Annotated in this window: 19 protein-coding genes and 1 pseudogene; 4 read left to right on the forward strand and 16 right to left on the reverse strand. The window is 43.1% G+C overall.

Annotated elements, in window-relative coordinates:
• Together PGQ38_RS10015 and xerA are read right to left on the reverse strand one after the other, a co-directional pair.
• A partial coding sequence (locus PGQ38_RS10015) for a restriction endonuclease subunit S (protein ID WP_270431541.1) occupies nt 1–557 on the reverse strand: 557 nt, incomplete at its 3' end.
• 15 nt (nt 558–572) lie between these two features.
• Nucleotides 573–1,559: a site-specific tyrosine recombinase/integron integrase gene (gene xerA / locus PGQ38_RS10020; RefSeq protein WP_148462853.1), complete on the reverse strand. Its 987-nt coding sequence runs from the start codon at nt 1,557–1,559 to the stop codon at nt 573–575.
• 72 nt (nt 1,560–1,631) lie between these two features.
• Here xerA and PGQ38_RS10025 point away from each other — a divergent pair, with 72 nt between their 5' ends.
• Nucleotides 1,632–2,318, forward strand: coding sequence for a restriction endonuclease subunit S (locus tag PGQ38_RS10025; protein WP_173716567.1), 687 nt, complete (start codon nt 1,632–1,634; stop codon nt 2,316–2,318).
• On the opposite strand, the gene PGQ38_RS10030 is transcribed toward PGQ38_RS10025, so the two are convergent.
• A complete protein-coding gene (locus PGQ38_RS10030; protein WP_178090684.1) occupies nt 2,315–2,863 on the reverse strand; it encodes a restriction endonuclease subunit S in 549 nt (182 codons plus the stop codon). The two genes, PGQ38_RS10025 and PGQ38_RS10030, sit on opposite strands and share 4 nt — an antisense overlap.
• The gene (locus PGQ38_RS10035) at nt 2,853–4,361 is read right to left on the reverse strand and encodes a type I restriction-modification system subunit M (protein ID WP_270431542.1); all 1,509 of its coding nucleotides are present in this window, start codon (nt 4,359–4,361) and stop codon (nt 2,853–2,855) included. The genes PGQ38_RS10030 and PGQ38_RS10035 overlap by 11 nt, the downstream gene beginning before the upstream one ends.
• Before the next feature lie 873 nt (nt 4,362–5,234).
• Between PGQ38_RS10035 and PGQ38_RS10040 the strand changes: the two genes are divergently transcribed.
• Complete coding sequence (locus PGQ38_RS10040) at nt 5,235–6,137, forward strand: Abi family protein (RefSeq protein ID WP_270431545.1); 903 nt, start codon at nt 5,235–5,237, stop codon at nt 6,135–6,137.
• Between the two features lie 495 nt (nt 6,138–6,632).
• The gene (locus PGQ38_RS10045) at nt 6,633–7,409 is read left to right on the forward strand and encodes an inositol monophosphatase family protein (RefSeq protein WP_195699729.1); all 777 of its coding nucleotides are present in this window, start codon (nt 6,633–6,635) and stop codon (nt 7,407–7,409) included.
• Between the two features lie 187 nt (nt 7,410–7,596).
• Here PGQ38_RS10045 and PGQ38_RS10050 read toward each other — a convergent pair whose 3' ends face one another.
• Together PGQ38_RS10050 and PGQ38_RS10055 are read right to left on the reverse strand one after the other, a co-directional pair.
• Nucleotides 7,597–8,238, reverse strand: coding sequence for a TIGR04100 family radical SAM protein (locus tag PGQ38_RS10050; protein WP_195699728.1), 642 nt, complete (start codon nt 8,236–8,238; stop codon nt 7,597–7,599).
• 151 nt (nt 8,239–8,389) lie between these two features.
• Nucleotides 8,390–9,370, reverse strand: coding sequence for a bifunctional hydroxymethylpyrimidine kinase/phosphomethylpyrimidine kinase (locus tag PGQ38_RS10055; protein WP_416386748.1), 981 nt, complete (start codon nt 9,368–9,370; stop codon nt 8,390–8,392).
• A gap of 100 nt (nt 9,371–9,470) precedes the next feature.
• Here PGQ38_RS10055 and pdxR point away from each other — a divergent pair, with 100 nt between their 5' ends.
• Nucleotides 9,471–10,799 carry a MocR-like pyridoxine biosynthesis transcription factor PdxR gene (gene pdxR / locus PGQ38_RS10060; protein WP_118579952.1) on the forward strand — a complete coding sequence of 443 codons (1,329 nt, stop codon included), beginning with the start codon at nt 9,471–9,473 and terminating at the stop codon, nt 10,797–10,799.
• Nucleotides 10,800–10,948: 149 nt separating this feature from the next.
• Here pdxR and PGQ38_RS10065 read toward each other — a convergent pair whose 3' ends face one another.
• From PGQ38_RS10065 to cobM, 10 genes and pseudogenes are all read right to left on the reverse strand, one after another.
• Nucleotides 10,949–11,590 (reverse strand): precorrin-8X methylmutase, encoded by a 642-nt coding sequence (locus PGQ38_RS10065; protein WP_118579949.1) that lies wholly within the window; start codon nt 11,588–11,590, stop codon nt 10,949–10,951.
• Nucleotides 11,587–13,101: a cobyric acid synthase gene (locus PGQ38_RS10070; RefSeq protein WP_270431551.1), complete on the reverse strand. Its 1,515-nt coding sequence runs from the start codon at nt 13,099–13,101 to the stop codon at nt 11,587–11,589. Before PGQ38_RS10070 ends, PGQ38_RS10065 begins: the two co-directional genes overlap by 4 nt.
• Nucleotides 13,102–13,116: 15 nt before the next feature.
• Nucleotides 13,117–14,181, reverse strand: coding sequence for a pyridoxal phosphate-dependent aminotransferase (locus PGQ38_RS10075; RefSeq protein WP_270431554.1), 1,065 nt, complete (start codon nt 14,179–14,181; stop codon nt 13,117–13,119).
• Nucleotides 14,156–14,257: pseudogene (locus PGQ38_RS20600) on the reverse strand (DUF6783 domain-containing protein); the annotation flags it as partial. The gene PGQ38_RS10075 and the pseudogene PGQ38_RS20600, both read right to left, overlap by 26 nt.
• A gap of 51 nt (nt 14,258–14,308) precedes the next feature.
• Nucleotides 14,309–15,274 carry an adenosylcobinamide-phosphate synthase CbiB gene (gene cbiB, locus PGQ38_RS10080; RefSeq protein ID WP_270431556.1) on the reverse strand — a complete coding sequence of 322 codons (966 nt, stop codon included), beginning with the start codon at nt 15,272–15,274 and terminating at the stop codon, nt 14,309–14,311.
• Entirely contained in the window at nt 15,271–16,773 is a 1,503-nt protein-coding gene (locus PGQ38_RS10085; protein WP_270431559.1) for a cobyrinic acid a,c-diamide synthase CobB, read from the reverse strand. Before PGQ38_RS10085 ends, cbiB begins: the two co-directional genes overlap by 4 nt.
• Before the next feature lie 64 nt (nt 16,774–16,837).
• Entirely contained in the window at nt 16,838–18,883 is a 2,046-nt protein-coding gene (cobK, locus tag PGQ38_RS10090) for a precorrin-6A reductase (RefSeq protein WP_270431560.1), read from the reverse strand.
• Nucleotides 18,876–19,616 carry a precorrin-3B C(17)-methyltransferase gene (gene cobJ, locus PGQ38_RS10095; protein WP_173716581.1) on the reverse strand — a complete coding sequence of 247 codons (741 nt, stop codon included), beginning with the start codon at nt 19,614–19,616 and terminating at the stop codon, nt 18,876–18,878. Before cobJ ends, cobK begins: the two co-directional genes overlap by 8 nt.
• On the reverse strand, nt 19,609–20,715 hold the full coding sequence (locus tag PGQ38_RS10100) for a cobalt-precorrin 5A hydrolase (protein ID WP_270431563.1): 1,107 nt from the start codon (nt 20,713–20,715) through the stop codon (nt 19,609–19,611). The genes cobJ and PGQ38_RS10100 overlap by 8 nt, the downstream gene beginning before the upstream one ends.
• A 46-nt stretch (nt 20,716–20,761) precedes the next feature.
• Nucleotides 20,762–21,520, reverse strand: a complete 759-nt coding sequence (gene cobM / locus PGQ38_RS10105) for a precorrin-4 C(11)-methyltransferase (protein WP_118579928.1) — start codon at nt 21,518–21,520, stop codon at nt 20,762–20,764.
• Between the last annotated feature and the right edge of the window lie 2 nt (nt 21,521–21,522).

Below are 21,522 nucleotides of genomic sequence, written 5' to 3' on the forward strand. Positions count from 1 at the left end.
TGCTCTAAATTCTTGTTTAACTTCTCATTTGTTTTTCTTTTTTTATCCAAAACTGCAATAATTGATACTATACGGTCTTGTATGCACCGTTCTGGCAAGTCTATCTCTATTTTCGACAAAATGCCTTGATTTAAGGATGCCATTGTCGTTCCATGTGAGCACATGCTTATCATGAAAGCTTTATGCTTAGGCGTAAGAAAATAATATGATAAATATCGTGGATTGATTTTGTTTGTTTTTACTCTTAATCTGATACAATCTGATCCCTGCATCCATCCCGCTTCATTTGCTCCTATGTAGGCATGACGATCAACAGCCCCCTTTCTTCCAAATACAATATCTCCCTCTTTAAGTATGTGCATAGATAACCGTTCAAGTGTCTTCTCACCAACATAATCTACTTTTGTTGTTACAACTGTTGAATATCCTAAATTTTTCACATTTAGAACTGGAGTTCCACTTTCAACATATTCTGCCGCTTTTAGTTGGGTGCCAAATGGTCCTGTTTTTATTTCAATTTCTCCATTCTTAACAAGTTCCTCTAATTCAATAATCACAATACCTTTTCTCCTCTAGCCTATATATTTCTTATGAGCCAACTTAACATTGCTCTGCTTAACCATTGCATACTGTAAGGTCGTATCTATTCTTTTATGTCCCAAGAGTTTCTGTAACTGCTCAATAGGCATTCCTTTGTCAATTGCCATCGTTGCAAGCGTCCTTCGGAACTTATGCGGATGAACTTTGGGAATATCCAGCTGTTTTCCCATTTCACGCAGGCGGGATTCTATGCCGCCGATCTTGATTCTCTCATGCGGAGAACGCAGAGTAACAAACAATGCCGGATTATCATCCATTCTGCTATCAATGTAGTTTTGCAGATGAATCTTCGTCCGAGCATCAAAGTATACAATGCGTTCCTTATCGCCTTTACCGAAAACGACACATTCACGCTCATTAAAATTGATGTCCGCTTTATTCAGCAAAACCATTTCACCGATACGCATTCCGGTAGAGGCCAGCATATCAATCATTGCCAAATCACGAAGTTCTGTGCAGTTGTCGCGCATTTTTTCCAAGTCCTCATCTGTGTAGGTTTCTTTGATGTTGGTTGCCGTTTTCACCTTATGGATGCGGCGAACAGGGCTTTTCAAAATATAGTCCTCATCCTCCAACCAAGAGAAAAAACTGGACAGAATTCTGCGGATATTATCTATCGTCACACGGCTGGACTGGTTCTTGCTCTGATAATCCGTCAGATAGGAACGCAAATCCTCCGTCTGTATATGGCGAATACCTTTATCTGTCGAAGCTACCATCATTTCAATGGTTGTGCGGTAATATTTCAGCGTTTTCTCTGAACAGCCTTCAATTCGTTTTGCCGAAACAAAAGCGTCTATCAGCTTTTGGTTATCGTTCATATCTTTCTTTTCTGTCTGTGCTGTAATTTCACAGCCAAACAGTGTGTTTTCAAGCACTTTTTGCAACTGCTGCATTTGTGCGTTGTCGAGGTGTGGCAGCATTTGCTGCACCACCTCTGAAATAATCTGTTGTTTCATAGGTCATTCTCCTTCAAATTTATTTTCCAGAGAACGACTCAACGGCAGTTCCATTGGCTTTAGCTCCTGCCGTTGGTAGGAGTATTTAGGTTAAACAAGAATTTAGAGCAGCAAGCAGAAGCTCTTTTTCACTCATTATTTGTTGAAAATGCTAATCCAACATGGAAAGATGGTATGCTTTCGGACCTTGGAACTGTTGTTGCAGGTGGAACCCCATCCAAAACAAAGCCAGAATATTACTCCGAGCAAGGCATAGCATGGATCACTCCAAAGGATTTATCTCTTAATAAGTCAAAATTTATCTCTCACGGTGAAATTGATATTTCAGAATTAGGATTTTACAAGAGCAGTGCAACCAAAATGCCAACCGGAACAGTTCTGTTTAGTTCCAGAGCACCTATTGGATACATTGCCATTGCTGCCAATGAAATAACAACTAATCAGGGATTCAAATCGGTAGTTCCAAATGAAAATGTTGGTACATCCTTTATGTATTATCTTCTGAAATTTTTATTGCCGACCATCGAGGGGATGGCTTCGGGTTCAACTTTTAAGGAAATATCAGGTGCAGGTATGAAATCTGTCCCTGTTGTAATTCCTGATAACGAAACTATCGAAAAGTTCAATGCCTTTTGCACTCCAATTTTCCAACAGCAGGAAGTGCTTGAAGCAGAAAACTCACGACTTTCTGATATCCGAGATGCATTGTTACCTATGTTGATGTCTGGCGAATTGGATGTCTCAGACATTAACCTTTAAGTCGCTAAATTCTTGTTTATCTTTTTATTTAACTCAATTTTATCGTCTATCATCCATAGAATACTGGCGATCTTATTCTGTGCATCCAGAGATGGGACTCTTATTGGAATCTCTCCCATAAATTTCGTATTAATAGATGGCATCGTTGCACCGGTAGCAATATTACGAACAAACTGTTTTGTTTTTTCCAATAAAAAGAAATAATACAAATATTCTGGATTCAATTTTTCACAAGGTCGTACTCTAAGGCATCGCCCCGAAAACATCCATCCTTCATATTCTGCACTAACATATGAGCAACGATCAACTGATCCTACGCGGCTGAAAACAATATCTCCTGTTTTCAGTACGTATTTTTTTAGCCTTTCTTTATCCTTGTCTGAAACACAAGGAAGATTTTGTTCTGTAAACTTTCTGCTTCCGAGATGTTCTACTGTAACGATAGGCGTTCCATGAACTACGTAATCCTCCTTGTGTAGTTGGCTACCGAATGGTCCTGTCTGAATTGCTGCAAGTTCAGATAATTTTATTGTATCAAATTTCATACCCAATCGCCCCCAGCTTCTTTCTGATTTCATCCTCCAGTTCATGGGATTTTGCGAACATCTCCGACAACTCAGAAGTCAGACGATTCATTTTATCCTCAAACGGTTCTCCGTCATCTTCCGGTTCTTCAATGCCGACGTATCGTCCAGGAGTCAGAATATAATCCTGCTTTGCAATGTCCACAAGTGTTGCCTCCCTGCAGAATCCCTGAACATCTTCCAATGTGCCATTCTGAAATGCTTCAAAGGTATCTGCAAGTTTCTGAATATCTTCATCTGTAAAATCACGATGTTTACGGTCAACCATATGTCCCATCTTGCGGGCATCAATGAACAGCGTTTTGCCGGGCTGTTTCTTACCTTTTGTAATGAACCACAGAGTAACAGGAATTGTCACGCTATAAAAAAGCTGGGTAGGCATTGCGATAATGCCTTCAATCAGATCATCCTCGATGATTTTCTTTCGGATTTCACCTTCGCCGCTGCTCTGCGTAGACAACGCACCATTCGCCAGTACCAGACCGATTTTCCCATTCGGAGCAAGGTGATGAATCATATGTTGAATCCATGCGTAGTTGGCATTACCTGCAGGCGGCAGACCGTATTTCCAACGCTTGTCTTCTTTCAGTTTTTCCTGTCCCCACGGATGATAATTGAATGGGGGATTAGCGAGAATAAAGTCTGCTTTCAGTGTCGGATGCAAGTCACTTGTAAATGTATCCGCATTGTATGGTCCCAGATCAGCATCAATACCTCGGATTGCCATATTCATTTTCGCCATCTTCCAAGTATCCGGGTTTGCTTCCTGCCCATACACTGAAATTGCTCCACGCTTATGACCATGTGCTTCAATGAACTTTTCACTCTGTACAAACATACCGCCGGAACCGCAGCAGCAATCGTACACTCGGCAGTTATCAAACGGACGCAGAATGGAAACCAGAGTTTTTACCACGCTGGACGGTGTATAAAATTCACCGCCGCCAACACCTTCTTTTTCTGCAAACTGTGCAATACAGTATTCATAAGTACGACCGAGCAAGTCTTCACTTGCAGTCGTATCGCTCATGTCGATGTTATTTGTAAAAATATCTACCACATCACCCAAGATTCGCTTATCTAAGTCTGGACTCGCATAATTCTTCGGCAGTACATTTTTCAGCTTTTTGTTTTCTGCTTCAATGGCTCTCATTGCATTATCAATGATTGTGCCGATTTCCGGTGTGTGTGCCTTGGATGCAATGTTGCTCCAGCGAGCTTCCTCCGGAACGAAAAATACATTGTCCATCTCGTAAGCATCACGGTCATCCTCGAAACCGTCACCTTCTGCTATAAGTTCCTGATACCGTTTATCAAACGCAGCAGAAATGTACCGCAGGAAAATCAATCCAATAATAACCTTTCTATATTCCGCCGCCGGGATATGCCCCCACAATACACAAGCTGCATCCCACAACTGTTTTTCAAAGCCAATGTTGGCATTTGTTTTACCCGCCATTTGTTTTCCTCCATCTATTGATTGATGATTGTTATTTTTATAAATCAGTCGTATTTTCTTCCAGTGCTGATAGTCGGAAGCGTTTCAAATTGGTCAGACTGTGTCTGACTAATTGGGGTATTTTCATGAGCAAGGTAGAATTTTCACATCTACATCAGATTTGTTGAGGAAAATCACTTTCCAAATAAGCCTGTTAAATATATAGAAAGATTTCTTTTCAGCTCTACATTCGTTTCCATCTGTTTATTTATCTTCTTTTCTGCATCTTCAGAAATACCCCATGAATATCCTACTTTTTAGCATCGGGAACTCCCTCTGTCGAACACAGTGTTTGAATTTTTCATGTTAAATTGCTCTCTAAGTAGGACACAAATAATCAAATTTATCATACGCTAAAGTGCAAATAAAATCAATCTGTGTAGCAAAAGATTTTTGCAGTTTACCGCAGAAAACTGAATATCCAAGACAACTTCTACTTTCTGCAGTGTTTCCACCATATCAATCTGCTCCTTATTCAGATATGACCAGATGGTTTTTCTCTTTTCAATACCGTTGACAAGCCTGAACTACTTTGCCGACATTCCAATCTCAATGCGTTTTAGCATATCGCACTCATTGCTTTAAGTCCGGATGTAGGCTCAGTGATTTTTGCAATATTCTGCAAAGTAACTCTGACTTTAAGAGCCAATATTTAATCTTTTTTTAATTCGCATTCTATATAGTAGTCCCAAAAATATCTTAGCAAACCTATCTCAAAGTATTGACAGATTGGTTCGTTCCAAGTAAAATATGTGTAACAGAACCCGCCACGCTTAGTCTTGTTTCGGCAAGAATGCGCAACCCGGCGGGACTTTTTATATCCAGAGGTGAGCCATGTATGCATATCCTAAGAATTTTTTATCCATTACACAATTAATTCAGAAACTCAAAGACACTGGAATGACTATCGATTCGAATGACACCGCTGAAATAGCGTTAACAACAATTGGATATTACCGTTTAAAAGGTTATAGTTTTCATCTTATTGATCCTTCCACCAAAAAGTACATAGAAGGAACATCCTTATCAAATATTTTAAGACTGTACCGCTTTGATTCAGAGCTGTCAGACCTGCTGTTTAGCTATTTATCACAAATTGAAGTTGCATTAAAGTCACAACTTGTCAATGCATTCCAGATTACTCACGATGCACTTGTTTTAAATGATCCTTCCGTATTTAAAGATAAAAAAACATTCTGGAAGAATCAGAGCACCATTGCATCTGAAATCAGCCGTTCCAATGATGTTTTTATAGAACATAACTTTGATAATCACGATGGAGCCATTCCTATATGGGCTGCTGTCGAGGTTATGTCTTTCGGCACTATATCAAAAACTATTAAAAATATGAAAACCGGCAGCAACACTGCTTTTTCTGAGCTGATTAAAAATTATAAGTTTAAAAACAGCAATGGACGTGATATCAATCCATCAAAAGATATGTTTACATCCTGGATTCAGGCTGTTTCCATCATGAGAAATATTTGTGCTCACAACAGCCGTATTTATAATCGTAGCATCAGTACAAGACCACAGCTTATTTATTCAGATGTCATCCATCCGCATCCTCGGTACAATGGGCTATATCAGATTATGCTTTCAATGAAATATCTTCGTCCAACCGAAGATTCGTGGACGGCTTTTATAACTGATTTCAAACAGCTTCTGAATAACTATTCTGATGTATGTGATATTCGCAGACTTAATTTCCCATCCGATTGGGAAAGCCACTTTTAATGCAATTCATAGTTTTCAGATATCCGCATATACTATAAATGATAGAACCAATCCAGCCTCTCTTCGATGCTCAAATCGATTGGACATTCAGGAGAGACATTTCGTCTCTCCATTTTTATTTAGTCCTTTTTATAAAATTTGTACTTCTCAGTTTCATTTTTTCTTATATCTTCTTCCCATAGCAGATTATGTAGCTATCGGCATACTTAACCAACGATAGACAACTAGTTACTGTTCACTCCGTTCACAGTAACACGCTTCGCGATGCACAGAAATCATGCTTTGCATGATTTCGCGCCGCAACTCTCGGGTTTTCTGTGAACTTTGTTCACAAAAAACACCTCGCGGAATGTTACCAGTGAACAGTAACAACAACTATTCTTCGTTTTTTACAGCTTAATTTTTCATTTGCCCTTTCTTTCCGTTTATGGTAAATTTTCTCTAGACCATACAAATTGTTGAAATTTTTTGACATACGTTAGGAGGTATATTGATATGAATAAGGAAAACCAAGCCAAAATCATAGAGTTGGTAAAACAAGCCAAGCCCTTGATTCTCCAAGAAATGACCCACGAAAAGGTTACCGAAAAAGGGGCTGCCGATTACGTTACCAACGTAGATGTTGCCGTACAAAATTACCTGAAGGAAGCCCTTGAAAAAGAATTTCCTGAAATCCGGTTGATTGCCGAAGAGAAAGAGAACCTTGGACTGAATTCCCGGAAATCTTACTGGATTCTGGATCCCATTGACGGAACCACCAATTTAATCCGGGATTATCATTTAAGCGCAGTTTCTCTGGGGCTTTATGAAAATGGGGAAATCACTTTCGGAGTGGTCTATAATCCCTTTACAGAGGAACTCTTCTACGGTGCCAAAGGAGAAGGTGCCTATCTGAACGGAACTCCTATCCATGTGTCCAACCAGCCGGAATTCAAAGATGCTGTAGTGTCTTTCGGCTCCTCTCCTTATGAAAAAAACAGGGCAAAGGAACTGTTCCCGGTATTTTACAATATTTTTATGAACTGTGCAGATTTCAGGCGCACCGGCTCTGCTGCCCTTGACCTTTGCTATGTAGCCTGCGGCAGACAGCACGCTTATCTGGAACAAAATCTGAAGCCCTGGGATTACAGCGGGGCTACCGTTATTTTAAGAGAAGCTGGCGGTGTCATCACGGACTGGGAAAATAAAGAGCCACCTTATCTTGAGAATTCGGATATACTGGCCTGTGTACCCCAATTCCGGGAAATTTTACAACACCTTATAAAAAAATAGGTCTGACCCAAGACCTGGCATTTCAAATGCTTTGCAAATGCAAAAAAATAACCTACAGATATCAAAAGACACCAATGCAGATTTTTCCATTTTTCATAAAATCTCATAGATAAATCCAGCGCACATTTGAAAGTGTCTCCAACTGATTTTATGATGCATCTGCATTGATGTCTTTTTTTCCTCAATTTTATTCCGCCGTATACTCCCGTACTCTCAGCGGAATTCCAAGCTTCTCTGCCACTTTACGGCTTTTCTCAACGTTTTCTTCCCCGATACAGTCTACAACCGTGAATTTCACATTTTCTGTATATTTTTTGCAATCCTGCGCAAATTTCAGCATGGCATCAAAGGCTTTCTCGCCGTAAGCCGGGCGTACCACTTCGTTGTAGGACTTGGCATCTGGCATATTTAAACTGATAGAAACAACATCGACCGCCTGACAGACCTCTTTCGCTATGGAACGCTTGTTAATCAAATCCCCCAGACCATTGGTATTCAGGCGAAGCTTGATTCCTGGACAGGGCTTCCCATCGCGGTCCAAATGTGCCGGATATTTGCTTCTCATATACTCACTGACAACGATCAGCTTATCCAGTGCCATAGTCGGCTCTCCATATCCACAGAAAACAGCTTCTTTGTATCCTGAAAAATCAAAAGCATCAATTGCTTTATAAATCTCCTCCATTGTTGGTTCCTTGTCAAACCATAAAGTTTTTGCCTCACCTACCGAATCTCCATTGTTGCGGATGCAAAAGGTACAGTTGCAAGGGCATTTATTTGTCAGATTAAAATACACCTCATCATTATAACAATATACGATATCTGCCATTATTACACTCTCCTTCTCATCTATATTGCGGTTCGCAGACATTACTTTGCGGCACTATAACTTTCTTTTCCGAAATCATTCGCTATCTCAAAGCACCTTGCGTAACATTGCCAGTGGATATTATCCTTTTACAGCAATTGTTATTCTCTTATCAACTTTTACATAATTCCCCAAGATACGCCTCGAAGCAGACTCCGTCATTCCGGTCTGTTCCTTCCTGTACCGTCTGGGCAATTGCCTTGGACAGAAAATTCACCGCCAGTTCTACGCAGTGCATCATGGACATCTCTTTCACCAGACCGGCACTAAGCACCGAGGCAAACAGGTCTCCTGTTCCAGAATAACTGCCTCCTATTTTGGGGGCAAAGCACCAGGACAAATGACCATTTTCCACCACAAGGTTTCCCATCTGCGGCAGACTTGTTTCCTTTGAATTTGGTTTTCCTGCCAGATTTTCTGTCTGCTCAGAAGTTCTACTTAACTTCTGAGTTGAAATTACAGATACCTCTTGAAGAATTGACAAAACATTCCTCTTGGATTCCACGCCTGTAATCACAGCTGCCTGTAAGCCATATTCTTTTTTCAGCTGCTCCCCAATCTTTCCGATCTGTTCCAGCCTTTTCCTTCCATCCAGTTCCAAAAGGCTGGCATATCTTTTTTCCATCCCTTCTTTCCCATATAAAAGAAGCAGCGCTTCCGTAAGATTGGGCGTAATCACATGGGCGTTTCCCACCAGCTGAAGCATCTTTTCCCGCAGACCTTCTGTATAAATTCCATAAGCACTGCCATTATCTCCCATAACCGTATCCACCAGTACCATGGTCTTCTCTTTCCGGAACCTTCTGAGAAAATCCAGGATCTTATCAGCCTGCTCCTCGTCAGCCAGAAATCCTGTATAGATTCCATCCGGGGAAAATCCCCGTTTCTCCCATTCATCCATGATCTGTTCCATGTGCTCTGTATAATTGTCACAGTAATAGGAAGGATAACCAGTCTGGTTGCTGAGTACTGCTGTTGGCAGCGGTACCGCCTGCACGCCCATCACCGAGATCACCGGAATTGCCGCTGTCAGGGAACATTTTCCAAGCCCTGACAGATCCTGAATTACCGCTATTTTTTTCAAATATATCACTCCTGATTTTTATTGTAAATTTTTCGTTTATATTATAAAATATCACCTAAGTGTATGTACAGAAATATCCAAATTCAACTTTTTTAGAGGGGACAGTTTTATGTTAAACATTGAAAAGAATCAAAACCGCACTACGCATCTTTATATGGAAGTTTACGAATACTACCGGAAACTGATCCTGGATGGGAAAATGACACCCGGAAGCAAAATGCCTTCTCTTCGCAAGTGTTCCCAGGAGCTGAAGCTTTCCCGCACTACTATTGAAACTGCCTATCTTCAGCTTGCCGCAGACGGCTACATTATGGCAAAAGCCCAAAGCGGCTATTATGTCACAGAGATTGCCTCCCACCAGCATAAAAACAACCAGCCGGGTACTCATAAAGAAACTCATTACCGCTATGACCTGGCATCTTCAGGTGTGGATAAAGAAAGCTTTCGTTTTGACCTGTGGAGCCGTTACATGAAAAGCGCCCTCCGGCAGAATGAACGCATGCTGACCTACGGCGAACCCCAGGGGGAAGCGGATTTCCGGGAAACTTTGTCAGATTACATCCGTGAGAGGCGGAACATTCTTTGTTCACCGGATGATATTGTAGTAGGCGCCAGTTTCCAAAGCCTGCTGCAGATTCTCTGTCCTCTTATCCATGAAGTATATCCGGAATTTCACTGGGTATCCTTTCCAACCCCTTCTTTCGTTCACGGAAGCACAGTTTTCGGGGACTATGGATATGAGATCTGTTACCGTAACAAAGACTGTGATGTGGTCTATGTTTCTCCTGCACACATGACAAAGTGGGGCGAAATCATGCCGGTAAAGCGCCGTCTGGAGCTTTTGAAATATGCAAATGAACGCCATCATCTGGTAATCGAAGATGATTTCGAAAACGAATTTGTCTATTTCCAGAAGCCTACCCCTTCCCTTTTCGGACTTTCCGGAGGACAGGGCGTAGTTTACATTGGTTCATTTTCCAGATTGCTGCTGCCTTCTATCCGTATCAGCTTTATGATCCTGCCTCCTGAGCTTCTCAATGCTTATAAAAAGAAAGCCGGATTTTATAACCAGACTGCTTCCAAGGCAGAACAGATTGCCCTGTGTCAATTTATCCGGGACGGTCATCTTGCTGCACAGACCAGAAGGCTGAAACGACTTTATTCCTCCAAATTAAAGCAGCTTCGCAGCTCAGTCCGTCAGGTATTTGGCACTGGCTGTCAGATTCAGGTGGGCGCAGCCGGTACCAGTCTGGCTCTTACTTTGCCTTATGAAAAAAGCGGGGATGAATTAAAAAAACAGGCCTCTGAAAAAAGCCTGCATTTACAAATTTTAAAAGAAAGTGAGAAAGATGTGACGGTACTTATGTCCTGCTCTTCCATGCCAGTACAGGATTTCGTCCCGGCCTGCGAACTGCTGAAGTCTGTAGTTTTGGACTAAACGGATATGTCGCCTATTCGGCGACGTCACCATATATGAAAGTCAGCTGTTCCGCGCCTATGGCGCTCCCACAGCTGCCGTCCGGGACTTTTATAGTAAAAGCAGCGTATACTTTGCCATTTACCACAGACAGAGTATACGCCGTTTTTTTATCCCCGATTGTTGTCAATCATATACAGCAAGGCATTACAGATGCACGCTGCGATATTTGATCCACCCTTACGCCCGCGGGCTACAATGTACGGTACCTCTGTATGCATGATCAGTTCCTTGGACTGCACCACATTCACAAACCCCACAGGCACACCGATGATCAACTCCGGATCCAGCTTTTTATCCTCGATCAGCTCATAAAGGCGAACCAGTGCTGTAGGTGCATTTCCAATGGCAAAGATCAGCTTTTTATCCAACCCGGCCGCCTTGTCCATGCTGGCTGTGGCACGGGTGGAACCATTTTCTTTCGCAATCTTCGCCACATCCTCATCTGACATAAAACAGTAAACCTCACCGCCATACCTTGCAAGGGCGCGTTTATTGATTCCTGCTTTTGCCATCTGGGTGTCGGTTACAATACAGGCGCCATCTTTAATTGCCTGAATCGCTTTTTCCACTGCGTTTTCGGAAAAGCAAAGATTTTTCGCGTAATCAAAATCAGCGCTTGTATGAATACATCTCTTTACCACCAGCTCTGTTCCCGGGATCAGAGGGGTATCACCAAGCTCCTCTGTGATGATCTCAAAGCTTCTTTTCTCTATGTCCATTGGTTTTACATTTTCCAGTTCTACCTTCATATTTGTACCCCCTCTTCCAGGATTTCATATATCTTCTTCATATCCAGATGTTTCCGGAGCTCTGCTGCCAGGATATCATACTGGGTTTCCTTAAACGCCTGGAAATCCATACCAGTCATTCCAGATACATCCAGACCTTTCTTTTCTCCAATGATCTGTACGATTGCCTCAGCTACTGCCTCTTTATCAAAAACACCATGTACATAGGTTCCACATACATTGTCAAGATAAGCACCATCCGACTTTCTCTCTCCGGTTACGCTATCCTGAATATTTGTAGATGGCTTTGCATCTCCTTTCAGGGCAGTCTCACCCATATGGATCTCATATCCTTCCAGAGCAGTATCACTAAGCTTTGCAAACGCACCAGTCAGCTGGCCGAAAGAGCCTTCCACTCTGGTTCTGGTCTTTTTCTCAGCAAAAACGGTATCCATTGGAAGAAGGCCCATGCCTTTGATCGTTCCGCCAGCTTCCACTCCATGAGGATCGCTTAAAGTCTCTCCCATCATCTGATAGCCACCGCAGATTCCAAAAATCAGCTTTCCTTTCGCAGCCTCCTTCAGGATCAACGCTTCCAGGCCATTTTCCCTCATCCACAGAAGATCTTCCATTGTATTTTTGGTTCCCGGCAGAATGATCATATCCGGATTACCAAGCTTTGATGGATTTTTTACATAGCGAAGGGAAACCCCCTGGATACTCTCCAGCGGATTAAAATCTGTGAAATTAGAAATTCTGGGCACTCGGATCACCGCAATGTCAATCAGGTCTACTGTCCGATTTGTCTCAAAACGTTCCGTCAGGCTGTCCTCATCCTCCACCTGAATATTCAGATAAGGAGCTACGCCTACAACCGGAATGCCGCTTCTTTCCTCCAGCATTTCCACTCCGGGATCCAGAATGGTTTTGTCTCCACGGAATTTATTGATGATCAGACCTTTTACCATCTCCTTCTCGTCTTCTTCCAGAAGCATAACAGTTCCGATCAGCTGGGCAAAAACACCGCCACGGTCAATATCCCCTACCAAAAGCACCGGAGCCTTCGCCATTTTCGCCATACCCATATTTACGATATCATCACTTTTCAGATTGATTTCTGCCGGACTTCCTGCTCCTTCTATAACAATAATATCATTTTCTGCTGCAAGAGCATTGTAAGCCTTCATAATATCCGGCACCAGTTTTTTCTTATATTTGAAATAATCCCTGGCGCTCATGTTTCCCAGAACCTCACCGTTTACGATCACCTGGGAGCCTACATCGTTTGTAGGCTTTAAAAGAACAGGATTCATCAGAACAGAAGGAGCAATTCCAGCTGCTTCTGCCTGCATCACCTGGGCACGTCCCATTTCCAGACCTTCTTTTGTGATAAAAGAATTCAACGCCATATTCTGGGACTTGAAAGGTGCCACACGGTACCCGTCCTGTTTAAAAATTCTGCAAAGGCCTGCTGCCAGAAGGCTTTTTCCGGCATTGGACATTGTCCCCTGCACCATGATTGCTTTTGCCAAAATGTGTTCCTCCTTTTATAAAATCACATTTTCAACTTTGGTTCTATCTATTTCTTTCAATGCCCTGACAAGCTGCTGATTTTCTTCATGTTTCTTCACCGCCACCCTGTAATATCCTTTGGAAAGCCCGGTATAATTACTGCAATCGCGTATCAGGATCTTCTTCTGCTCCAGCTTCTCATATAAATCCGCCGGACCTGTAAAAAACACGTAATTCGCCTGAGAAGGATAAACTGGATAGCCAAGCGCCGCCAGTTCTTCTTTCAGATATGCCAGTTCCTGAAAGGTCACCTGTCTTCCCTTTTCTACATATTCTCTTTCCTGCAAAGCAGCCAGACCAGCCGCCTGTGCCATGGAAGAGACATTCCAGGGCTGACATACACCTTCTATTTTTTCCAGAAGTCCTTTATTTCCGCAAAGACCATAGCCGAGTCTCACACCTGCCATAGCATAGCGTTTTGTAAAAGCTTTCAGAAGAAACAGATTGTCATAGGTTTCCAGATATTCTTTTAGCGTATATTTTTCTGGTGATGGAACGAAATCCAAGAAGCATTCGTCCACCGCCATAAGAATATTAAGCTCCTGACAACGCTTCAAAATTTTTTCCAGCAATGGTTTTTCCACCAGAAGCCCGGTTGGATTATTGGGATTGCACAGAAAAATAATGTCAATCTCTTCTGTCAATGCCTGTAAGAAGTTTTCCTCCAGCACAAACCCCTTTTTCCCATCCAGGGGAAAAAATTCCACCTGGCAATCCACACTATATAATGCCTGCTGGTATTCTGCAAAAGTCGGAGCCGGCACCAGAGCCCGTCTTGGATTCACCGCCCGGCAAAGAGAAAAGATCACCTCTGCAGCGCCGTTTCCGCAGATCACCTGATCCGGCTTCGTATTCTCATATTCTGCAATGGCTTTTTTTAAGGGAGTGCAGCCTACCTGGGGGTAGTCGTTTATATGCTCCAGACTTTTAATGATTGCTTTTTTGATTCCCTCTGGGGTACCAAGAGGATTGCAGTTTGCTGAAAAGTCAATGCACCCCTGATGATGATACACATCACCGCCATGTATGTGTTTTTCCATTGTTGTCTCCATTCAAGTAATTACATGATCTAAAGCGTGTTTGAAAAAGGCTTTCTGTAAGATGTGCGTCACAATTTTAAAACATACTTTAATCTTTTATTTGTTGCTGTTTTTTCAGCAAAATCCGCTATAACACAGTTTTCAGAAGAACACTCAGACCGAAGAATAAAATTGCTCCCACAATACTGGTTGCATAAAGCAGTTTATTCGCTCTTGGAATATCCTCGATTTCAACCGGGCGGATCGGATCCCCGATCGTCGGTTTTTCATATAGCTTACCAAAATAATAAGCATTTCCTGCCAGCTGTACATCCAGGGCTCCTGCCATAGCCGCTTCTGTCTGGGCAGAATTGGGGCTTGCATGATTGCGGCGGTCTCTTCTGTATATTTTTACTGCATTTTTGGTATCCATTCTAACAAATACTGTGGACAATGCCATCAGCCAGCCGGAAATTCTGGCTGGAATATAATTCGCCACATCGTCTAGTCTGGCTGCACATCTTCCAAAATACAGATATTTATCGTTTTTATATCCAAGCATAGAATCCATAGTGTTGATGCCCTTGTACAAAAACATCAGGGGAATTCCACCGATTGCCATATAAAACATAGGGGCAATAATTCCGTCAGAGGAATTTTCCGCAACCGTTTCCACAGCTGCCTTCGTCACTCCGATTTCTGAAAGTGCCTGTGTATCACGTCCCACAATCATGGAAACGGCATAACGCGCTTCCTCAATGGTTCCGTTTTTCAGGCGGTCATATACTTTCATACTTTCCACTTTCAATGATTTTGTTGCAAGCAGCTGTCCGCACCAGAAAGTCTCCAGTGCAAAGCCCAGCCAGAAATTCCATTTATAAAACAGATGGATTACAACGTAAGGAATAAAAAAGGTAATAAAACAGACAAGGACAACTTCCAGAATACCTCCTGCCCGCTCACTCTTATCTGTTTTCGGAAACACCTTTCGTATTCCTTTTTCCAGTATGCTGATCAGATTTCCTATAAGACATACCGGATGATATAACCATCTTGGATCTCCCATAAGCAGGTCAAGAATAAAACCTGCCGGAAGAGTTAATAATCGTATCATTTTTGTAACTCCTTATACTCCAGACACTTTTTTAAAAATGCCTGCGGAATTTTCGGATTTGCGTAATAATATAAATGAGGAAAGCCCGCTAACAAATGATCGGTGCCGTGCATGCAGTCCCACCCGCGTTTGCTTTCCGGTTTGGAAGCATGAAATGCAGTTCCACAATTATCCGAATCAAAATAATGAAATTCATGGGCCGGACTTACTCCAAGATCTGACTCCCCAAGAATTGCAGTTTCCTGTTTTCCATGGGAAATCCCCTGATTCTGCTTCAAAGTAATATAGCCAAACCGGGTCAGTCTGGGTGTGCGCCATACCTTACCCGGAATAACGCCTGCCATTTCATAGAATTTCCCATCCATTCCCTCCATGCTTTCGTGGAGATACATGAACCCACCGCATTCTGCAAGACAGGGCATTCCATCCTTTATGGCTGCCGCAATTTCCTGCCGCATAGAAAGATTCTTCTCCAATGCTTTTCCATTTAATTCCGGATATCCACCATAGAGAAGAAGTCCGTCCAGATTTTCTGGTAAATGTCCGTCATGTACAGGCGAAAAGGCCACCAGCTCGGCACCCATTGAACGAAGAAGATCCAGATTGTCTTCATAAAAGAAGCAGAATGCCTCATCTTTCGCAAGACCGATCCGAAGCTTCCCTGGGCTTTTCCAGGTATACACCTGACTCATTTCAGTCAATGCATCCACTTCTCTTTTCACCTTTTCAGCTATTGCACTGGTTCCAGCTGGCTGACATAGGGATCTCTCATCTGTCTTTTCCAGCAACGGATATTCCAACACTGGTGCCTCATTGGCCAGTTTCAATATCTCTTCAATTTCCAGACTGTTCTCCAGCACTTCTGCCAGCTTCAAAAGCCTTCCCTTTAATTCCGGAATTTCTTCCGGAAGAACCAAGCCCAGATGTCTGCTTTCTATCACACAGTCCTCTACCTTTGGCACATAGCCCAGCACTTTAATACCAAGCTCTTCTTCTATCAGCTTTTTCATTCGGGGATAAAGCATGGGCGACATCTGGTTAAAAATCACGCCCTTTATATGGCTGTCCCTTTTATACTCCATAAATCCTTTTATGTAAGCAGCAAGTGAAACACTCATTCCTTTGCTGTTCACGATCAGAATTACAGGTGTGTCCGTTACCCTGGCCAGATCATAGGCACTTGCTCTGGTGGTAATTCCTGCCACTCCATCGTAAAATCCCATGACCCCTTCCATCACTGCTATTTCACAATCAGCACTGTTTTTTGCAAGAAGGTATCTGGTAATCTCCTCTCCTGTAAAAAAAGTGTCCAGATTTCGGGATTTTGTACCAATTACCTGGGTATGGAACATGGGATCAATATAATCCGGTCCGCATTTAAAGGAGACTGTCTTTATTCCTCTGTTTACCAGTACCTGCAGCAGACCACAGGTGAGAAGTGTTTTTCCGCTTCCGCTGGCTCCTGCTGCAAGCAAGATCCTGGGTATTCTTTTTTTCATGATAGTCCTCCTCTTCTTTCCGCGCCAACAGCCTTTTTCTGCACTCTTAAGAAAACCACACCTGTCATATCTGCGCCCGGGGGCTCTGGCAGGTAATGATATAAATAGGATTTTCTCCCATCATTAGATGGTATCTTCCAATCTCTTTTGATCTGGAGGCTGTAAGCTGCACTGCTTCCTGATCTGCGAAATCGTATTCTTTCAATATCTCCAGTGCCTCACTGATAGTCTCCAACGTAATGCAGTTGATCACGATCCGCACATCCTGGTTCTTTTCTAAAAGCAGGGCAACGATTTCTTTCAGATTTCCTGATGAACCGCCGATAAACGCATGAGTTGGAACCGGCAGTTCTTTTAGTGCTTCCGGTGCCTCGCCCTTTATAATTTCCAGATTATCCGCTGCAAACCGCTGTTTGTTTTTGTAAAGAAGAGCCACCGCGTCATCCTTTTTCTCAACAGCGAAAACCTGTCCCTGATCTGCGCGAAGAGCCATTTCCACAGAAACAGAACCTGTTCCGGCACCTACATCATAACAGATGGAATCTTCCTGAAGACGAAGCTTGGAAAGGGAAACACATCTCACCTCTTCTTTTGTCATAGGTGCTTTTCCACGGATAAATTTCTCATCTGGAATTCCATGAGTGGAAAATGCCGGTCTGGCTTTTTCATTGTAAGCACAGACAACGCTCAATGCCTGACCCTCATAGGAAGTCAGTTCACTGGCGTTCGCCTGGAATATTTTTTCATCTGGATAGGAAAGATTTTCTCCAACATAGAGAACCACATCTCCCATCTCATATTCCACCAGCTTCTGTGCAAGTTCCGCAACTGCACTTCCTGTTCCCAGAATGGAAAAAACCTTCTGATTCTGCTTGATCATGGAAACCAAATTGCAATTTTTGCCGTGGGCGCTGGTAATCTTCGCATCATCCCAGGATAAACCGATCTGGGACATAAAATAAACCACAGAAGAAATTCCGCAGATAATCTCAATGGAGACACAGCCATTCTCTTTTTCACTGTGCTCCTGTCCTTCAAAACCATCTGCTAAAACACCCTCTGGTTTCCTTCCATTCAACACATCCAGCAGCTTCTTCGCTCCGCTGTAGAATCCCACATCCCCGGACAAAGCTATCACAATATTCTCATATTCCGGATGGCTCTTAATATAAGCTCCAATCACATCGCTGCGGTATTCATACACCACCGGCTGTCCCGGCTCCCGGATGGAATCTGCCATACGCCTGGCCCCAATGATCAGATCAGCTCTTTGAACTGCCCTTTTTCCCTGAATTGTAAGGGTTTTCTCACTTCCCATCCCAATTCCCAGGAGTGTAACGTGAGGTTTCAAGGTGAGTCCAAAATATTCCGTTAGCATATGTTTACATTCTGCCACAGAAAGGCCCTCTTCCTGCAACGGTCTTCCAATTATAACAGGAATCACATCGCACATAAGTGCAGCATCAATTTTCTCCTGAAAACCACCTGCTTTTCCTGTATCCTTTGTCACAAGATATCTGCAGTCATACTGTCGAAGCATGGCTGCGTTTAATTCCATGGAAAAGGGTCCCTGCATACCGATCAGATGCTTGCCCTCAAAGCCGTAACCTTTGCAGGTTTCCATCACAGATGGCAAAGACAGAACACGGGCATAAATGCGTTCTCCTGCATCAGATAAAGCTGTAAATTTTCCAAGCTCCTTGCTGCCTGTGGTAAGCAGGATATTTCCTTTTGTACCTTCCAGAAATTCCACTGCTGCCTCTGTATTCTCCACATAAACAGCCTTATCCTGATAAGCACCGGCCTCTCTTAATACTCGCTGGTAAGAAAAACCTGTATTTTGGCAGGCAGCACGAATATTCTCCGTTACCTCGGCAGCATACGGATGGGTAGCATCCAGCACCAGTCCGGGGCTGAGTTCTTTCAGAAGATTTTCCATCTCCGCCCCATTCAGGCGGCCAGCGTGGATTTTCAGATATTCGCCCTCTTTTAATGATTTGCTGCCGTAATCGGTAGCGACACAGGCAAACACACTTACTTTATTTTTTGCCAGAAAGCTGCAGATTTCACAGCCTTCTGTGGTGCCTGCAAAAACAACAACATCAGACATTTTTATATCCTCTTGGTGTTACCATTTTTCCATCAATATTTCTGGTCTGTGAATTTCCGATAAATACAGTGGTAAACATATCTACCTGTGTTTCTTTCAATTCAGCCAGAGTCATAACCCTGGCAGTTTCACCCTCGCGGTTAATGTTCTGCACGGTACCGCATACTGTTTCCGGAGATTTGTGTTGAAGCATAAGTTCGCAGGCTTTTTTCAGATAATCGTGTCTCTTGTGACTGGACGGATTGTAAAGAACAATCACAAAATCAGCTTCCGAAGCCAGAAGAAGACGCTTCTCGATCTTTTCCCATGGTGTGAGCAGATCACTGAGACTGATCAGACAGAAATCGTGGATCAATGGAGCACCAAGCACTGCTGCTCCTCCGGTTGCTGCTGTAACACCTGCAACTACTTCCAGCTCCACCTCCGGATAGTTTGCGCCGATTTCATACATAAGACCAGCCATTCCGTAAACTCCCGCATCACCACTGCAGATCATAGAAACTGTCTGGTCTTTCATAGCCTCATCAAAAGCCATTACACAGCGGTCTACCTCCTTTCTCATAGGTGTGGTGAGAAAAGATTTTCCCGGAAAATGGTCTTTTACAAGATCAATATAAACAGTGTATCCAACGATCACATCACTTTTTTCAAGAGCTGTAGCTGCAGCTCCTGTCATTCCTTCATAAGAACCTGGTCCGATTCCTACCACATAGATTTTCTTTTCTTTACTCAAAACGTATCCTCCAATCTCCAAGGACAAGAGCCGTTGTCACGCCCTCTGCGCCCCGTTTTCTCTGTATAAAATGAATGCCAGTATGATTCTCTGCGGCTTTCACCGCGCTTCGTTCACACACATTATCCACACCTACTGTCTTACTCACAAAAGAGGATGAGGTGAATTCACCCTGCACAGACAGAAGTTCCTCACTGGAAAATGTTTTGAAAGGAACTCCCAGCTTTTCTGAAAGAGCCAGAAGCCCGGGTTCTTCTTTTTTTACATCAATGCTTGCAAGAGCTGCAACTGCCTCCGGATAAATGTCATTTTCTTTCAGGCAGCTGAATGCTGCTTTTTCCACGGCTTCTGATTCTTTATTTTTCCGGCAGCCCATTCCAAGCGCAGCAGCTGGTGGAACTACATGCGTCGTTGAGGCAAAGGGATGACAGCTTTTATGTACGGTCACGGCAATCCCCACCTCTGGAAGTGGTGTGCCGTCCACAGTCTCATACTGTATTTCAGAAAGTGATATGCCAGTTTTTTGGCACCAGATCAGTCCCTTTGGCAGTTCTCCCTCCCAGGGAAATTCGCTGTAGAATCCCACCTTCTCACCTGCCAGCAGCGCGGCAGAAACCTCTTTCGCCTCTTTCATTCGAAAAATGTGACAGTTATTTTTCTTTGCAAACACATCCACAGCAAATTTTCCCTCAAGGTCTGTGGCAGTTGTGACTACAGGGATTGCCTGTAAAATGTCTGCAGCCAGACAGGCAAGTTCATTTGCCCCGCCAAGATGTCCAGACAGCAGGGATATCACAAATTTTCCCAATTCATCTACTACCAGCACAGCCGGGTCTTTCTTTTTGCTCTGTATAAAGGGGGCGATGCTGCGTACTGCGATTCCGGCTGCTCCAATGAAAATGATACTGTCTGCAGTTTCGAACTGTTCTCCCGTCCATTTCCCGCAGCTTCCCTTTATAGAATCTGGAATGTATTTGCTCTTTGTGAAAAGAGAAACTATATTTCCTTCTTTTTCCAGTCCTTTTTTTAATTTCTCTCCTGTCTGCTGCCCTGTCAGGGTGTAGCATATCATGGAAATTTTCATCCGTTTTCCTTTCATCTGGAACAGGCTCTAACCTAAGCTGCCATATCAAATAACCTTATTCTTATTTCGTTGCTTCACGGAATTCTGTTGTAAATCCTGGATCGTATAACTTGGAACGGTCATAATGAGCGGCATTTACGCAGTCTCCAATGATCATAAGTGCAGTCTTTGTAATATGATTCTCCTTAGCAGTCTGCGCCAGAGTTCCTACTGTGCACACAAATTTCTTTTCATCCTCCCAGGTTGCCTTATACACAATCGCAGCAGGAGTATCTGCTGTATAACCACCTTCAATCAGTCTTCTGCTCAGTTCTTCCAGCATTCCTGTACTGAGAAAAACAACCATAGTTGCCTGATGAGCGGCAAAGGACTGAATGCTTTCCTTTGGCGGAACCGGAGTTCTGCCTTCCATACGGGTGATGATCACGCTCTGGGAAATATCCGGCAGCGTATATTCCAGATTTAAAGCACTTGCCGCACCGCAGAATGCGCTGACACCAGGACAGTAATCATAAGCAATTCCCTTCTCATCCAGCACATCCATCTGCTCACGGATGGCACCATAAATACAGGGATCACCTGTGTGAAGTCTTACTGTTGTCTTGCCTGCCGCTTCTGCCTTTTCCATAACAGAAAGCACCTCTTCCAGTGTCATCTTTGCGCTGTTATAAATGGTACAAATATCCTTTGTGTACTCTAAAAGTTTGGGATTTACCAGAGATCCTGCATAAATAACTACGTCTGCTTCTTCCAGATATTTCTTTCCTCTTACGGTGATCAGATCCGGTGCTCCGGAACCTGCTCCTACGAAATGAATCATGG

It is taken from the genome of Blautia faecis (genome assembly GCF_027662325.1).
Classification (GTDB): domain Bacteria; phylum Bacillota; class Clostridia; order Lachnospirales; family Lachnospiraceae; genus Blautia_A; species Blautia_A faecis.

What these genes read in the sequence shown, in the direction of transcription:
- cobM (WP_118579928.1), bottom strand. Translation starts at nt 21,520, where the DNA reads ATGATTCATTTCGTAGGAGCAGGTTCCGGAGCACCGGATCTGATCACC.
- PGQ38_RS10065 (WP_118579949.1), bottom strand. Translation starts at nt 11,590, where the DNA reads ATGAAGGTAGAACTGGAAAATGTAAAACCAATGGACATAGAGAAAAGA.
- pdxR (WP_118579952.1), top strand. Translation starts at nt 9,471, where the DNA reads ATGTTAAACATTGAAAAGAATCAAAACCGCACTACGCATCTTTATATG.
- PGQ38_RS10040 (WP_270431545.1), top strand. Translation starts at nt 5,235, where the DNA reads ATGTATGCATATCCTAAGAATTTTTTATCCATTACACAATTAATTCAG.
- PGQ38_RS10045 (WP_195699729.1), top strand. Translation starts at nt 6,633, where the DNA reads ATGAATAAGGAAAACCAAGCCAAAATCATAGAGTTGGTAAAACAAGCC.
- PGQ38_RS10050 (WP_195699728.1), bottom strand. Translation starts at nt 8,238, where the DNA reads ATGGCAGATATCGTATATTGTTATAATGATGAGGTGTATTTTAATCTG.
- PGQ38_RS10085 (WP_270431559.1), bottom strand. Translation starts at nt 16,773, where the DNA reads ATGAAAAAAAGAATACCCAGGATCTTGCTTGCAGCAGGAGCCAGCGGA.
- cbiB (WP_270431556.1), bottom strand. Translation starts at nt 15,274, where the DNA reads ATGATACGATTATTAACTCTTCCGGCAGGTTTTATTCTTGACCTGCTT.
- PGQ38_RS10100 (WP_270431563.1), bottom strand. Translation starts at nt 20,715, where the DNA reads ATGAAAGGAAAACGGATGAAAATTTCCATGATATGCTACACCCTGACA.
- PGQ38_RS10075 (WP_270431554.1), bottom strand. Translation starts at nt 14,181, where the DNA reads ATGGAAAAACACATACATGGCGGTGATGTGTATCATCATCAGGGGTGC.
- xerA (WP_148462853.1), bottom strand. Translation starts at nt 1,559, where the DNA reads ATGAAACAACAGATTATTTCAGAGGTGGTGCAGCAAATGCTGCCACAC.
- PGQ38_RS10035 (WP_270431542.1), bottom strand. Translation starts at nt 4,361, where the DNA reads ATGGCGGGTAAAACAAATGCCAACATTGGCTTTGAAAAACAGTTGTGG.
- cobK (WP_270431560.1), bottom strand. Translation starts at nt 18,883, where the DNA reads ATGTCTGATGTTGTTGTTTTTGCAGGCACCACAGAAGGCTGTGAAATC.
- PGQ38_RS10030 (WP_178090684.1), bottom strand. Translation starts at nt 2,863, where the DNA reads ATGAAATTTGATACAATAAAATTATCTGAACTTGCAGCAATTCAGACA.